Below are 15882 nucleotides of genomic sequence, written 5' to 3' on the forward strand. Positions count from 1 at the left end.
ATACTACGTAGGCTGTTCGGAGCCAGGTTACGGTAGCTCGCCGGTCATGTCGACGAGATCCTCCTCGGTTCGCCACCGATACAGCCGCCTTTCCCGGTCAAACAACTCGAAGACACCATCCTGCATCCAGCCGAACGGATGCTCCTCATCCTCGTACGTCCGCTTGAGGACGTGACTTTTTGCGAAGTACTCGGTCGTACCGACGAGCAGACCCTGCTCGACGAGGAAGTCGCTCGGATCCTTCTCGGCAACGCCGACGAGGTACGTCACGATATCGGCGATGAGACAGAACTTCTGGATGCTGTTGTCCCACTCACCGCGGATGTCGACCATCCGGAAGGCGTACCCGTCAGTGCGACGGTTGAGGCGGTCAACCACCAAGTTCAGACGTCGGATCGGCTCTCGGTCGTAGTTCCCGAGCACAAAGTACGACCGGTCGTTCTCGTAGACCGGAGTTAACTCGCTCAAAGCGTGGAGGATCTCCTCATTGTCAGCCAGCGTTATTTCCTCTTCATCAAGTTGGTCTTTGGCACTTTTGAGAACGTCCTCAGGAACAGGCGACTCCTCATCGGACATACTGAATGTCTCTCGAGCAGAGAGATATGATTTATGGAGTAAATTACTTGTTCAACTGTCTGATTTACTCTAGGGTAGTTTACCCAAGGGCAAACTACTTGTCACCACGCCGTGTACTGCACGGTATGAGCACAGAGCCTGAGACTGCTGAGGAGATGGAACCGCGCGAACTCGTTCACTTCGTCACCCAGCAGACGCGATTTGCCCTCATCAACAACATCCTCCAGCATCCCGATCAGCTCCCCTCGATGTACGAGCTCGAAGAGCTCAACCTCAGCGTGAGCGATGCCACCGTCTACAAGCACATCCAGAAGCTGATCGACGCTGGCATCGTGAAAGAAGTCGCGCTGGACGACGACGAGCGTCGACAGGGCTACCCCTGGAAGTTCTATGGCCTTACAGAGGAAGGCCGAACTTTCCTTGACGAACACAACCTCCTCGCTGCAGAGGAAACCCTCCAACAGATCTACGAGACCATCTCCGACAAGCCCGAGAAGATGGTCAAGTACGAGAACGCCCCCCGACCGGACGAAGCCTAACTCCTGCAGGACCGGCTCCGTATCAGTACTCGATCACCGTTCGATTTCGTATTCAGCCGCTGCTTAACCAACAAAACTATGCAGTCGGCCGCTGTGTTGGTTAACACGAGGCGACCGCTGATGTCCTACGAGCCACCGACGCCACCAGCAGAACTTCCGACAGAGACCGTCGACATACTCAACGGATTCTCTCCAGACCAACTCCAAGACATTGCCCGCTACGCCGAGGCACTGGCCGAGCACAAAGGTCGCAGGGCCCGCCTCGAGGAGGAGTCAGATGACGACGAGATCGAGGAACGGCCGGACGACCTTCCAGATAATGTTCCGACGAAGGCCACGATTACGATCAAGGAGATCAACGACAATCGCTACTACTACTGGCAGTGGCGGGAGGGAGACAAAATCAAGTCCAAATATAAAGGTCCAGTCAAATCCAACGATTAGGGACTTCCGTGTGCGATATGAAATCTGCCATAAACACCGACAATAAGGGTAGAGAAGGGTGTTTTTCACATCTATGACGGGGAGTGTGGGATGAGAAGTTACACTTCGATGCCGGGGTGTCAGACGCACAGCTTACACTTCGACGACGGGGAGGCCCTCAACCAATATACATCGGTGTTGGTTCTAACCCAGATATATAGAACCGTAGAATACGGGTGATAGATTGGCCTTATCTAGTGTATAAACATCGACGTAGGTTAACCTTTTTAGTACTCCGGCGTACAGAAGCCGTATGGCCGGTGGTGATCAGAATGGGGCGGATCAATCTACCCTTGATGAAAGAACTCATTCTAGAGACGACGACGAACAAATAGAAGCCGCTCACGAGGGCCCTACCGGAGACACGATGCTAGATCAAGATGGAGTGGCTGCTGAAGATAATACCCAGCGGTCAATCCGGGATATGCTCGATGATGAGGGGGAGGCATCGGTTTTCGTCAATCGGGATCTCGTTGAGCCAGATACGATTATCGATGAAGAGAGGATTGTCGGGCGCGACGATCAACTCGAATCTGTTGTCTCATTTTTGAAACCGACGCTTCAGGGAAATCGTCCTCCAAATATGCTGCTGTATGGTCCTGCTGGGACAGGGAAATCCCTCATCATTGGAGCAGTCACACAACAAATCATCGAACTCTGTCAATCGAAGGGCGAACGTTTCGGTGTGGTCGACATCAACTGCCAGCCAATCAATACGCTCGATCAAGCCGTCTACGATCTCGTTCAGACTGTCGCGAAAGACGTCGGTGCAGAGGTCGGTGTCCCTGAGACAGGTGTATCTACGAAGCGGAAGTACCGACGCCTGTATGAACTCATCAATGAACACTACGACTCGGTTATTTTCATCCTCGACGAGATTGACCTGCTAGTCGGTCGACGAGCAAATGATGAGCCAGCGTACTCGAAACTTTTGTACCAGCTATCGCGAGCGAGTAACACGAATGAGATTGAAGGCCGCGTGTCGGTTGCGGCGCTGACCAACGACCCGAAGTTCATGGAGGACATCGATGGTCGTGCCGAGAGTTCGTTCAATCCTCGAGACATCTACTTTCCTGACTACGATGCTACGCAGCTGCGCGAAATACTCCAAAACCGACGTGACGCATTCCGCCAGGATGCACTCAAAGATGATGTGATTCCACTCGTTGCGGCGTTTGCGGCACAAAGCCACGGTGATGCCCGGAAGGCAATTGATCTGTTCCGTGGCGCTGGAGATCTCACAGATGAGCGAGACGATAGCAGAGTTACCGAAGATCACGTCCGTGAGTCTCAAGAGGAAATCGACAAAGATCGCTCGCTGAAACTCGTAGAGGGATTGACGACACAGAAAAAAATCTCACTGTACGCTACGGCTGCTGTTGCCTGTCACTCGAATCGATCACGAAGTTCAGTTCCGAGTCCTGTTGGCTTCAAAGTCTACCAGTGGGTGACCAATGAACTCGATGCAGACCAGATGACTCGCGAAACCTACGTCAAGTATGTCAAAGAACTCTCTACGTATGGTCTTATCTCGACCTCTCGGAAGAGTCGAGGGCGTGGCGGTGGAATGTATATGGAGTTTACTTTCACTGGAGATCCCGCAGCGATGATGAACCGAATCGTCGACGACACTCGATTGGAAGCAATATCCAATCAAAAAGAATTGCTCCGATCTGTTGTCAACTCACAGCTCAAAGAATTTCACAATCAGTAGGGGGTCGACGCCGTGGAGGTTCTTGAGCCCCTCCCCCCATCATCGATGTGTAAAGAGGACTGTGTCCATACGTTTCTCTGAAGACCCTCCCCCCGTCATCGATGTGTAAAGACACGTATCAAAATCAACGAATCATAACTGACGAGAGATGAGTGAGAAACAGAAGATGTAGCTCATTATACCTACTCAAATCCGTGAATGAATACTGTGTTTAGACGATCTCGTGAACACCCACCCCCCGTCATCGATGTGTAAATAATAGTCGAAGGGAGGGGATCAAACACGGAATGACAGACTCAGTCGACAATAGGAGCCGCAAGGATAACGATATCAGGACGAACAGTCGGTTTGACGCTATCGACAAGAAAACAGACTAATACTCGGTTAGTCGGAGACAGTTTCCTCCTAACCTCGTAATTAGATCCACTACGGGTTTGGTTTATACGCTTACTACATAAATCTTCCTTAAATCAAAGAAGGACGTGAGTTAGTATATGGTTCGGAGGTTTGAGAGCTTCTCTCGCCTATTTACCCGGTTTCTCGCCTGTTATTACGTTCTTCACGTTCGAACCCCCACTCCCCTCGCAGGGTTTTACACATCGATGACGGGGGGAGGGAGTGGGGTCACATCTTCTGTGAAACTAATTACTACTGTCTGTCTATTGTGAATGTCGTCAAATCCGTCTTCTGAGTCTCTGCAAGTTCCCGTCGGATATCTGTTCGGTCCCACCCAAGCGGTGAGAGGACACTTTCGACAGCTCGGACGAGTTGTGTCTCGTAGTACGACGGATCATACGTCTCGACATCCTCGTGTCCAAGAGCCACACGATCTCGTCCAGGCGAGTTCCTGGATCGGCTTCTTCGAGCGCGACACAAGGTCGAGGACGCCGTCGAGGTTCGTCTTGCCGTAGAAGAACGTGTTCGACTCGTCGATGATCGCGCGACCGGGCACGTTGTACCGCGCCGGCGAGTGGCCGACGCGACCGTAGCTTGAGTACGTCGACCGACTCGCGAGCTGCTGGTAGCCGACATCGGACCACCGACTCAGCGTAAAGTCCTCGATGCCTGCACTCGTAGCCATCTCATATAAGGTGGGAATGGTCTGGCTCGTTGAGCAGACGAGAATGTCTGGATTACAGTCGTCGACCGCTGCCTCGACGGCTGTCAGAATCTCTGCTGGTGAGCCAGTGACGGTGTTGCCACCAACGGACAGTTCGGTGTACATCTCACCGCTGGTTTCAGTCATCGGGACGCTGAGCCGAAGCTTCGACAGGTCGCTCGCTGGCATTGGGTCAATCCCGCTTTCTAGACAGTAGCGGAACTCCCGCGAAAAGTCGACACTGATGCATTGGTTGCTGTTATAATCCGTGAACACGGAGCCCTGGATCGAGCGTACAAACGGTGTTCTACGCAATCAAAGAGGTGGAAGCTGCGGTTCACCGGAGCTTCTCCCTCATCTGGAGTCAGTTCAGCACACGATCCCTGGGCCAACGCAGATCGACGAATCCGGAACGATCTGTTCAGGGTTCAAAAGTCGAGTGATTCGCAGGGAGTGTTGAATCGCCGAACCGTTCTCTCCGGTGGGATCACTGCTGAATCAACGGATCCACGATCACCGAAATAGCTCTTGGATCCTTTCGAAAACGACTGCCGGGTCGACTAGGACGCCACTGAACAGGGCGGCGATGATAACAACCACGACCTTGCCGTAGCGGCTGATCAACACCCGCGTTGAGGTCGGCAGTTGGGCACGAACAATGGGGAGTGCCATCACGCCAAGGAAAATTCCCAGTCCACCGGCAAAGACGTTGGTTTCGAGGTTCGTCGTCCCGATGTAGATGATTATCAGCCCGGCGGTGTAGCTGAGAATTTTGCCTTTCTGGAGCCAGAGCCGGTCGACGAACCCGGTTCGAGTGCCCTCATCGAGTTCGTCTTCAGATACTTCAGTGTCGATCTCCTCGTCGTCGGTTGTGTCCGGGTCGACTGTCTCACCGGATGTCTGGTCGTCGTCGGTACCTGCGTCGTCTGGGTCTGCTGTCGTCTCGTTCATTGATTCGTCGTCCTCGTGGGTCAGCTCGGCGACAGTGATATCGATATCAGTCGAATCGGTCTCACAGTCGATCGTAAAGCCGAGTGTTTTGCCGGCGTCGGCGAGTGAGGTCTGATACTCTAAGACCACCGAGTGGGCTGTGTGGGCCGGGATATCGAGGGTGGCTGAATCCTCAGCCTCGTTGAGTGTGAGTGTGACTACCCTTGCACCCGGAATATCCCCTTTGTTTTCGATTGTCACGTCGATAGCGATCGTCTCACCAGCGGCCACGTCGCTGTCGGTTTCGTCGTCTGTATCATCATCGTTGTCGGCGAGTGTGACCGAACCAACGACGAACGCCGCCTGCTCGGGTTCAGACAACAGGAAGCCAGCCGTTCCCGGCATAGCCGCGACAGCCTTGGCGACGCTGGCCGGTGCGGCAGCCACAAACAGTTCGGTGCGTGAGACCAGCACGACCGCGACATACGACCCGATGGCGGCCGCACCGCCACCGAGTACTCGCGTCGGCGTCAAGAACGGCACCGACTGGATGGCCTCTGTCTCGTCGTCCTCTTCGGTCGGTGGCTCGCTGGATCCGTCGGCCCCAGACGACGGTGGGGACGAGTCCGCTGGCTCGTCTTCGTCTTCAGGAGTCTCTTCGGGTTCAGGGTCGTCTTCGGGTTCAGGGTCGTCTGACGAGGACGACGAGGACGAAGAAGATGAAGAGCCAGTAGTCGAGGGTGAACTCACCGACAACGAGATGGAAGCATCGAACCCGCTGGCTTCAGCCGAAATCACCGTCGACCCCGAATCAACGGCCGTGACCTCGCCGCCGTCATCGACAGTCGCAACCGAGCTATCGCTGCTCAAATACGCCGCTGGCTCGGTGGCCGTTTGTGTCGAGTCGTCCGACAACGAGAGCGTAACCGTCGACATGGCGGTGTCGTCGGTGTCGATATCGGTCCCGCTCAACGAGAGCGTGTAGTCGTCGACGCGCCAGACGTGGAGGGGATAGCCGTCGGTGGCGATCCAGACCGGGTTGAACGAGAGATTCGTGTTTTCTGTCGCCGCCGATCCCTGCAGTTGGCTCGTTGTGAGACCGGTGATGCCGTCGTCCGGGCCGTCGCCGACAGCCGCCGAAACGCCGCTGGTCGACGAATCGAAGTACGAATCGTCGACAGTGACGCCTGTAGCGACACGACCGGCGAACGAACCATTGGTAGCGTTGCCATCAACATCGCCGACTGAGAACGAAGTCGACATAGCAACTGTTGATGCCGTATCAGTTATTTCTCCGGCAAGCCCGCCAACATACTCATGACCAGTGACATTACCATGCGCTGAAGAGTTTCGGGTTGGCCCGTTAGTAGAACCAACCAACCCACCGATGTTCTGGCCAGAGGTATCATTCCCAATCACATCACCAGTCGCAAACGATCGGAAGATGTCACTTTCTGTCTTACCGACCAGCCCGCCGACATTCATCTCACCGCTGACAGTCCCTCTCGCGGACGAATCGGTAATAACAGCGAAAGCAGAGCCACTACCGAGAAGTCCACCGACGTTGTCACTTCGAACAGCATCGATAGAAACGTTTGCGGTAGAATTCGAAATCTCGTCAGAATCTTGGTCCCCGGACGCAGATCCGACAAGCCCACCGACACTTCCACCATCGGTTACAGAGACGGTTCCGGTTGCGTGAGAGTCGGCGATTTGTCCGCCCGATGAAAGAACACCAACAAATCCTCCAATAGAACCACCGCCATCATCCGCTGAGACATTTCCGTCTACCGTTGACTGAGTAATGTTTCCGGCATTCTCCCCAACGAAACCACCGATCGAACTTGCGTTTCCTTCACCGGGTGACCGATTACCTTGTACAACTGTAGAGACCTGGACATCGGAAATCGAGCCCTGATTAGCTCCCGCGAGCGTACCAACATCTCGATTCCCCGACACTGTCGCGTCCGTTAGTGTAACGTTTGAAATCGTGCCTGTAGAGCCAATGCTGCCAAACAACCCAACATTTGATGCAGTCGACCGATTGATCGTGAGATCACTGATCGTATGATTATCACCATCGAACGAGCCGCTGAAATCGGAGTTGTTGGCAATCGGCTCGAAACCGGCTCCATCGTTCCACTCCGCGGTCTCGCTCAGATCAACAGACTCCGACAGCGTGTAGTTCGCAGCGAGGTCGACGGTGATCGCCTGGAGGCCGTAGGAATCCTCGATGTGATACGGGTTCTGTTCCGTGCCATCACCGGTCGACTCGGCGACAAACTGCCACGTCAACGCCGGATAGCTTTCGGTCGGAATCCAGTGATCGTAGAACGCAAAGCCATCCATGGTGCCGTCGACGGTGGCGTTGTTACCGGTCAGTTGGGCGGTTGTCAGACCGGTGCCACCGTAAGATGTCGCTTGGCCGGTCGACTCGGTATCCCAGTAGGAGTCGACGACATTGCCACCGTTAGTGCCGACCAGCCCGCCAGCATCGGTCGCCAAGCCGCTTTCGTCGACCCTGCCGACGGCATACGAGGTGCGTATCTCGCCGGTAGTGGCGGTTTGGCCGACCAGTCCACCGACAAACGAGCCGCCGTCGACCGAGCTGTTGGCATACGAGTTCGTTACGGTCCCACGCAGGTGACCGACCAATCCACCGGCAGTATCGGATCCGTCGACGGTGCCGGTGACAGACGAGTTGGAGACCGTCCCACTCATGTTACCGACCAGCCCCCCGACGAAAATGTCGGCACCGACGGATGCGTTCCCAACGATGCTAACACTGTCAAGACCGACCCGTTCGATCTCTGCACCGTCAGCAGAACCGAACAGTCCAACGGCGTCATCAGTGGTCTGATTGATATACAGCCCCGAAATCGTCTGCTCGCGCCCGTCGAACGAACCGGTAAACGGGTCGGTCGAATTTCCGATCGGCTCGAACCCCGCCCCGCCGTTCCACGCCGAGGTATTGCTCGCGTCGATACTCGACGTCAGCGTGTAGTTCGCACTCAGATTCCCGGTTATGGCTTGGAGTTCCGAACTGTTGCCGATCTGGTAGGGATCCGATTCGGTTCCGTTCCCCGCTAAATCCGTCTCCGGATCGAGGTCGACGAGCGGCTCGGCAGCCGCCACCCCTGAACACAGCGTCAGCCCAACGACGACGGCGAAGATGGCATACCAGCAGCCTCGGCGACTCATTGACCACCACAGTCCCGTCGACTGGTGGTCTTCGCTGCCAGCAGCCGTCCCCCGAGGCTGCTAGCCAAGGGTGACAAATAGAATTGCACGTCTTTTTCGGGTCTGTCGTTCCAGGAGTGATTAGCGATGGGGTTCATGGGTTGTCGACCAGTAGCGGTGTCCACCGAGAATACTGCAGACGATCCAGACTACCGTTCTTATGTGACTGTCTCAGACGGAGTAAATATAGCCAATACCAGCGCATAGTGGTATCGAGAAATCGTGCGGTAGAAGGCTAGAGGGTCGCGATATCTGGCTTATTGCGAAGGAATATTATATCCTGCTACTATGTGGTAGCAAATGGATTATATCTCGTTGCGAGAACGAACGCGCCAGTTGGTCGACCCAACGCACACTGGTGGGGGTGGACAGCTCTTTAATTGGGTCATTATGTGTGTCATTCTTCTGAATGTCCTTGCGGTAATGTTTGAGACAGTCGACTCGATATATGCAGCCTACAGCACGCAGTTTTTCCTGTTGGAAACGGTCTCGGTCGCTGTTTTTACCATCGAGTATCTGGCTCGAATCTGGAGTGCCGTCGAAGCCGGCGAACCCTACGAGCGACCGATTGTGGGTCGACTGCGGTATGCCACGCGGCCACTGTTGCTGTTTGATCTCATCGCCATCGCGCCGTTTTATATTACAATGTTAGGCGGAGTCTCGGATCTCCGGTTTCTGCGTGCGCTCCGCTTGATGCGGTTTCTCCGTCTGTTCCGACTCGTTCGGTACAGCGAGTCGATGCAAGCCTTCGGGCGGGCGTTCTATCTCAAACGCGGCCAGCTCGTCGTGGCCATGTCCGGCAATCTAATTTTGTTGGTCGTTTCCTCCTCGCTGATGTATTTTGCCGAACACGCTGCTCAGCCCGAGGCATTCCCCTCGATTCCGGGGACTATGTGGTGGGGAATTGTCACCCTCACAACTGTTGGCTACGGTGATGTCACACCCATTACGCCGCTGGGCCAGGTCATCGGCAGTGTGGTCGCAATTCTCGGAATCGGGCTGTTCGCCCTCCCGGCATCGATCATGGCGTCCGGGTTTATCGAGAGCTCGTCGTACGAAACCGGTCACTGTCCCGACTGCGGACACGAGATCGACTGGGGATCGGACATTAGTGGCAGTGGGCCTGCCTACGACGTAACGAGCCGGGTTCGAATCGATATTACACGGGAGAGTGTCCTCGACTACGACTACCACGGACTCCACGGCATTGTCGTCGACCACGACCCGACGGTCGACGAATACCTGATCGAATTAGACGAGTCGGGCGAACGGATCACCGCGACGTGGAAAGACCTCCGAAGCCCGCTGGCGGCTGACCGTAGCGAGCGCCGTTCGACGGCTCCCTCTATCTGAGTTCTGTGTACTGTTCGAACACTTTTCGTTGTGCAGCGCGGAGATGCTGCGTGAACGTGGCCCGCGTAATATTCAGCGTCTCGGCGAGCTCGCCGGTGTTGTTGTGGCGAGGCCGCTCGAAGTACCCCGCCGAAATCGCAAGCTGGAGTACCTGTTGTTGCCGGTCTGTCAGGCGGTTGATTGGGGTTGTATCAGCCGCTTTGGACGGCGTCTCATCCGCATAGAGTGTTGCGACGGGTGTCGACCCAGTGACCGTTGTGAGGCCGTCGACACACTGTTGGACCGTCGTCTGGTCGCCCAGTACGGCGATAAGATCCGTATGGCCATCCTCGGCGACCGTCTGGACATACTGTGTCTCATTATCCAAGATCCATTGCTCGGGGACCGGCGAGTCGACGACGAGTCCACACCGGATCTCGCCGTCCGTCCGATACACGTCGACCGAGTGGATCGCCTCGGTCTCGTCGACTGCGTCGAAGAGGTCATCGCTCGTCGCTCCCTCAATGGTCGCAAGATAGAACACTGTGGTGTCCGTTTTCGGAATGACGGTTCGTGTCCGAATCGTGGTCTCCGCCGGGAGCTCCGACGAGAGAGCAACAAGTGGGAGTCGGTCGTCTGTGAATCGAAACCGAACCGTGGTGATCGTCGACGAATGAAGCGTCCGTTTCCACGCCGTCGTGTGGAACACGTAGCCGAGCGTCTCGGCATACTCTTCGAGCAGCTCGCGTTCGTGGTCGTCGATTTGTGTCGCTGCTCGACTGTACACGCTGAGGACACCAAACGTGAGTTCGTTGTACCGGATCGGAACTGCGACTATCGTTTCGAAGCCCTGTGCGTGTGCATGATCTATCCACCGCGCGTCTTCGGTCGATGAGTCCGGTGTGGGCGTCGGGTTACTGTCGGTCGACGATAAGGATTCCGTGAGCGATCTGACGACGGATCTGTTCTCCGAGAGGGCGGTGAACGTCGGCTCGGTGCTTTCTGCTGGTCGAGTTCCGGGTTTGATTGCGGCTTCGATATACCCCGTCGTCCCGGCACTCGACAGCGGCACAACCCCTTGTTGCTCGTCGAGGATGCCAACCCATGCACAGCTGTAGCCTCGCTCGTCGACCAGTTGCGTACAAAGCTGGTGTCCGATTTCGGTTCGTGTCGACCCCGACGTAACCAGTTGAAGAAGTGTCTCTTTGCTTCGTCGCTCTCGGTCGAGAGCCTGTTGGGTTCGAGTGGCCGACACGAGGGTTTCGATCCGTTGGGCCAGTTGGGTCGGCTGTGAGCCGAGCTCGATCTTTCTGACATAGTCCGTCACGCTGTGGCTGATCGCATCGCTGGCAACCCCTTCATCACCCTCGCCGGTAACGAGTATAAACGGGAGCGTCGGTGTCTGCTCACGGACGCTCGCCAGTAACTCGATTCCGGTTCCATCTCCGAGTTGGTAATCACAGACAATACAGTCTGGCGCTGTCGACTGGAGTTTTTTCTGGGCCTCGGCGTAACTCGTTGCTGTCGACACATCGAGCACGTCGGCGTATCGTTCGAGCAGCCGACGCTGTGTCCGAACCCACGTCTCGTCATCATCGATCAGAAGCACTGAGACCGGGTCTGTGAGTGGTGGGTCGACAGTCTCGGGCCGTTCTATCATCGCCTCAGCTCACCTGCCGTCGACTGTGATTCGAGCTACTGGTCGAAGGAGGACTCTGTTTCATCTACTACTACAATCTCTGAACCACCTCTTAATACATATACCACTATATGGTGGTATTGTGGTGTTGATCGAAGTCCGGTTGCTCTGATGGCGATCAGTATGTATGCTACAAATCAGTGTTCCGGCGGATCGAACGGTTCAGTTATGATATCGAACCGTGCCCCACCGGTAGTCGATTCCGTAACTGAGAGCACCCAGCTATGTGCTTCGACGATGGTCCGGACGATTGCCAGTCCGTATCCCGATCCGGTGCCGGTACTGACACCGAACTCCAAGAGGTCCTCGCGGCGGTCGACTGGAATCCCCGGCCCGTCGTCTTCAATATAAAACCCCTGCGTCGACGAAAGCAGCCCGACAGTGACGGTTGAGGCGGCGTCTGTGGTGGCGGAGCCGTGGTCGGCACAGTTCTGAAACAGGTTTTCGAAGGCCTGTTGAAGTCGGTTGGGGTCGGCACTGAGTTGGCAGCTCTCTTGGACGTCTAGCTCTAGATCCGCGGTGTCGACGACACGCCATGCGGCACGGACAACCGTTTCGAGATCGCAGTCGGTCGGCGTTGCGACATCGGTACTCTCGCGGGCGAGTGCGGGTAAGGCCTCGGCAAACGTCCGCAGTCGACCGTGGACGGTTTCGAGATCAGCAAGCGACTGCTGGACCTCATGTGGTGGGTCGGTCAGATCGGCTTTGATGAGGTGGAGGAGGCTTTCACCGGTCGCCAACGGTGTTGCCAGATCGTGAGAAACCACGCCCGCGAGCCGTTCTAACTGTTCGTTTTTCGCTTCGAGCTTGGTTGTTTGGGTGGCAAGTCTGCTGTTTTTCCTCGCGAGACGCTCCTGTTGTGTTTTTTGTAGTGTAATATCCGTTAGCGAAACGATGGTACCACGCGGATCATCTCGGTGGTCGGAGTCGGTCCCACGGAGACGGGCGATGTACTGACGTGGTCTCCCGCCGATAGTCAGTTCACACTCCAGTGTCGTCTCCAACTCCGGATTGAGGCTGCTGTTTTCGAGTAGTGTCTCGGGAAGGACCGCAGCGATGTGTGTTCCCTCAATCGAGGTCCACTCCGTCTCAGAGTCGGTCTCGGTGACGAGGCGCCGTGCAGTGCGGTTCGCATCGAGAATCCGGTTTTTTGGGGAGACAACAAACACCGGATCTTCGAGCGTGTGAAAGACCTGTTCGTGTGCGACTGGGACGAACCCGGTTAGTTCGGCCCGGTGGACGATCACGGCGAGTGGGATCCCGACCAACACAAAGACGACCGGTGTGAGATCTGCTGTCGGAATCGGTTGGAATCCGAGGTGAAACAGGCCGTTGGCAACCCAGGGCGCACTGAGACAGGCGAGTAGGACCACCGATTGACGTTGGTAGAGCCGGTTCGTCGTAAATAGCTCACTGACGATCAGGCCACTGCCGACCAACAACAGGCCGTAGGCGTAGATGATATTGATCGTATGGCCAAGGCCGCCTGTCGTTTCGAGTAGTTCTACCCCGTCGACCGTAATCACGGTGATCTCGGTGTAAAAAAGCGAATGAAACGGGACTGTAAACACGAGGCCGAGAACCCCGACCGGAACGACCAACAGGAGTCCAACTCGGATCGTCGACAACCACTCGCTACGGTCAGTGTATCGGAGTGCAAAGACGAACCAGGTGACCGGCGCAGAGACGACCGATAGATACGTTAGCATGGTGAAAAACAGCAGCCACGACTCCGTCGAGGCAGTGAGATAGCCGATGTAGATTGCCGCCCAGAAGCTAATCGAGAACATAAACAGTCCAAACGCAAAGGCGGGCTGTCGCCAGTCATGCTTGGTAAGTAACGAAATCGCAAGCACTCCCCCAATGACTGCTGAGCCTCCATACGCGAGTAACCCATAAAAATACATAATTCTATGAGTGTCTACGAATCCAACTGATAGGAAGCTATCTTTTTAATTCGTTGTTTTGACAGCCTTTCTCATCGCTCTCATCAGGGAGTGGTCTCTGTTTATAAACAGACTTCGCAAAAATAGCTGTCCGATTGGTTACTGCCTGCTCGTCTGTTTGCCCAGTCGACTGGGCGTCCACTCGCCGTCGAACTCTTTGTGGACGAACGCTCGTGGTTTGCTCGTTGAATACAGTCCGAACAAGTTACTGCTGTCGACGATTTAACCCTAGACCGAACTGAAACAAAAAACTGTATTTTAGTTGTCGGAAAATGAATTTCCGGATGGTCCAGCGTGGTTTTCATAGCGAACATTCGAAAAGAGTCCTCGCTACGTAGATTGATCGCTGACCGCCGAGTCGAGCAGTCGGACCTCCCCGGACCACAAACGTCGACTTCGGTGTGTTGGCCTACGTGCTCACCACACTGTCGACGATGCGGACGTTCGAAGGACTTGAACTGAAGATTTCGGTCGGCCCTGACGCCGAGCCGATTTGGACCGGCACCGCACTGATGATGCTTATGCGCAACGGTCGACGCTTCCCCGGCGAGCAAATGCGACAGGCGAACATGGAAGACGGGCTCGTCAACGTCGTGATTATGGAGGATGCACCAACGATGGACTACCTCTCGAAAGGTGCGGCTGACAAACTACTTCGACGTGGCGCGAGCCATCTCACCCGACTCAAATCCGACCATCTCGCAGTGCGAGTCAAGGGCGACCCCGTGCAGTTCAGTCTCGACGGTGAGATGATCGAGACACCTCGGCTGACTGTAGATAGTCGACCGGTTGAACCACAAGAAATCGGAGCGCCGCACACACCACTTCCATACCCTCTCAAAACACATCGTTCAGCGGTGTGTTGAAGACGGTGTTGGAACCATCGTAATTGGCGATCTCTCGGGGATCCGTGAGGATGAGGACAATGACGAGTCAAAGAATTGGGGCAAGAACGGAAACCTCGACTTGCATTCGTGGGCGTTCGACCGCTTCACAGACTTGCTCATCTACAAAGCCAAGATGAAAGACATCACGGTCACAAAGCCAAGATGAAAGACATCACGGTCAAGCAGGTGTCCGAACGCGATACCTCGAAGTCGTGTTCGTGCTGTGGTCGTACGCGTGACGCGAACCGTGTTGAACGTGGGTTGTACGTCTGCAATGAGTGTGATACGGTGGCGAATGCTGATGTGAACGGAGCCGAAAATATTCGACAGAAAGTATCTCCGAGTCTTGCCTGCGATGGGCGAGATAGGAGTAACGGCTGGTTGGCACAGCCATCGACGTTCCTGTTTGACAAGGAAACTGGCGCATTCGCGCCTCAAGAACAGGTAACATCGTAAACCACAATATCCCAACCCAGCGGCGCGGTGCCGTGGGAATCCTTGCCCTTCAGGGCGGGGAGGATGTCAATCCAGCCGCGTACCGGAATCTACTGACTGGTCGACGCGATCCCGACTAACTGGCTGTACTCCTCATTCGAGAGTGAGATCGAAGAGGCAGCGACGTTCTCTTTGAGGTGTTCGAGGCTTGCGGTACCTGGAATCGGCAGCGTCACATCCGAGTGTTCGAGCAACCACGCAAGCGCAATCTGGTAGACTGATGCCTCGTGTGCATCGGCCACCTCCTGGATGGCATCAATGCCAGAGATCGACCCGGCGGCGATCGGGAAGTAAGGCATAAAGCCAATCCCGTACTTCTCACAGGCTTCAAGAACATCCTCGTGGTCGCGGTTCAACACGTTGTACTGGTTCTGGACGGTTGCAATCTCAACGTGCTCTTTGGCCGCTTCGAGCTGGTCGACGCTGACGTTCGAAAGCCCGATGTGATCGATGAATCCCTCGTCTTTGAGCTCTGCGAACGCTGTGACACTGTCCTCGAACGGCGTGTCCGGATCGGGGCTGTGCAGCTGGTAGAGATCAATTGAATCCACGCCGAGGCGGTCACGACTGACTAACACTTGATTGCGGATGTAGTCGGGATCGGCGTGGTTGAGCCACTCGCCATCGCTGTTTCGAAGCAGCCCGGCCTTCGTAGCGACCGTTATCTCGGACGTATCGACGGCGTCACGCAGTAGGCGTTCGCTGACACCCGGTCCGTATGAGTCTGCGGTGTCGATGAAGTCGACGCCGAGGTCGACGGCCTGTTGGACGACTTCTTTGGCAGACTGTTCATCCTCAGGTGGCCCGATGATATCCTCGCCACAGAGACGCATCGCGCCGAAGCCCAGTCGGTTCACTGTTAATTCGCCATCGAGATCGAATGTGCCGCTCTCGTTTGTCGGTGCCATAGAACCGTTCGCGTCCCGAAGCGTGTTATCTCTG

11 protein-coding genes and 2 pseudogenes are annotated in these 15882 nt (G+C 55.5%); 7 read left to right on the plus strand and 6 right to left on the minus strand.

Going from position 1 to position 15882, the window contains the following annotated elements:
• Positions 1–27: 27 nt before the first annotated feature.
• Positions 28–576: a hypothetical protein gene (locus tag HALTADL_RS02480; protein ID WP_089673376.1), complete on the minus strand. Its 549-nt coding sequence runs from the start codon at positions 574–576 to the stop codon at positions 28–30.
• Positions 577–701: 125 nt separating this feature from the next.
• On the opposite strand from HALTADL_RS02480, the gene HALTADL_RS02485 reads away from it, so the two are divergent.
• From HALTADL_RS02485 to HALTADL_RS02495, 3 genes are all read left to right on the plus strand, one after another.
• Positions 702–1115 carry a MarR family winged helix-turn-helix transcriptional regulator gene (locus HALTADL_RS02485; RefSeq protein ID WP_089673377.1) on the plus strand — a complete coding sequence of 138 codons (414 nt, stop codon included), beginning with the start codon at positions 702–704 and terminating at the stop codon, positions 1113–1115.
• Between the two features lie 120 nt (positions 1116–1235).
• Positions 1236–1559 (plus strand): hypothetical protein, encoded by a 324-nt coding sequence (locus HALTADL_RS02490; protein ID WP_089673378.1) that lies wholly within the window; start codon positions 1236–1238, stop codon positions 1557–1559.
• 463 nt (positions 1560–2022) lie between these two features.
• Complete coding sequence (locus tag HALTADL_RS02495; RefSeq protein ID WP_089673379.1) at positions 2023–3312, plus strand: orc1/cdc6 family replication initiation protein; 1290 nt, start codon at positions 2023–2025, stop codon at positions 3310–3312.
• A gap of 790 nt (positions 3313–4102) precedes the next feature.
• Here HALTADL_RS02495 and HALTADL_RS02505 read toward each other — a convergent pair.
• A complete protein-coding gene (locus HALTADL_RS02505; protein WP_394327362.1) occupies positions 4103–4600 on the minus strand; it encodes a hypothetical protein in 498 nt (165 codons plus the stop codon).
• Between the two features lie 93 nt (positions 4601–4693).
• Between HALTADL_RS02505 and HALTADL_RS02510 the strand changes: the two are divergent.
• Positions 4694–4850: pseudogene (locus HALTADL_RS02510) on the plus strand (IS1595 family transposase); the annotation flags it as partial.
• Between the two features lie 74 nt (positions 4851–4924).
• On the opposite strand, the gene HALTADL_RS02515 reads toward HALTADL_RS02510, so the two are convergent.
• Positions 4925–8542, minus strand: a complete 3618-nt coding sequence (locus HALTADL_RS02515) for a beta strand repeat-containing protein (RefSeq protein ID WP_089673380.1) — start codon at positions 8540–8542, stop codon at positions 4925–4927.
• A gap of 339 nt (positions 8543–8881) precedes the next feature.
• Between HALTADL_RS02515 and HALTADL_RS02520 the strand changes: the two genes are divergently transcribed.
• Positions 8882–9934, plus strand: a complete 1053-nt coding sequence (locus HALTADL_RS02520) for an ion transporter (RefSeq protein WP_089673381.1) — start codon at positions 8882–8884, stop codon at positions 9932–9934.
• Here HALTADL_RS02520 and HALTADL_RS02525 read toward each other — a convergent pair.
• Together HALTADL_RS02525 and HALTADL_RS02530 are read right to left on the minus strand one after the other, a co-directional pair.
• Positions 9927–11573, minus strand: coding sequence for a bacterio-opsin activator domain-containing protein (locus HALTADL_RS02525; RefSeq protein ID WP_089673382.1), 1647 nt, complete (start codon positions 11571–11573; stop codon positions 9927–9929). The genes HALTADL_RS02520 and HALTADL_RS02525 overlap by 8 nt on opposite strands.
• Positions 11574–11749: 176 nt before the next feature.
• Positions 11750–13519, minus strand: coding sequence for a histidine kinase N-terminal 7TM domain-containing protein (locus HALTADL_RS02530; RefSeq protein ID WP_089673383.1), 1770 nt, complete (start codon positions 13517–13519; stop codon positions 11750–11752).
• A 440-nt stretch (positions 13520–13959) separates the two neighbouring features.
• Between HALTADL_RS02530 and HALTADL_RS02535 the strand changes: the two genes are divergently transcribed.
• Positions 13960–14424 (plus strand): diacylglycerol kinase family protein, encoded by a 465-nt coding sequence (locus tag HALTADL_RS02535; protein ID WP_089673384.1) that lies wholly within the window; start codon positions 13960–13962, stop codon positions 14422–14424.
• Positions 14345–14901, plus strand: a pseudogene (locus HALTADL_RS02540) (zinc ribbon domain-containing protein); the annotation flags it as partial. The gene HALTADL_RS02535 and the pseudogene HALTADL_RS02540, both read left to right, overlap by 80 nt.
• 89 nt (positions 14902–14990) lie before the next feature.
• Here HALTADL_RS02540 and HALTADL_RS02545 read toward each other — a convergent pair.
• The gene (locus tag HALTADL_RS02545; RefSeq protein ID WP_089673385.1) at positions 14991–15848 is read right to left on the minus strand and encodes an aldo/keto reductase; all 858 of its coding nucleotides are present in this window, start codon (positions 15846–15848) and stop codon (positions 14991–14993) included.
• Between the last annotated feature and the right edge of the window lie 34 nt (positions 15849–15882).

Source organism: Halohasta litchfieldiae (assembly GCF_002788215.1).
Classification (GTDB): Archaea; Halobacteriota; Halobacteria; order Halobacteriales; family Haloferacaceae; genus Halohasta; species Halohasta litchfieldiae.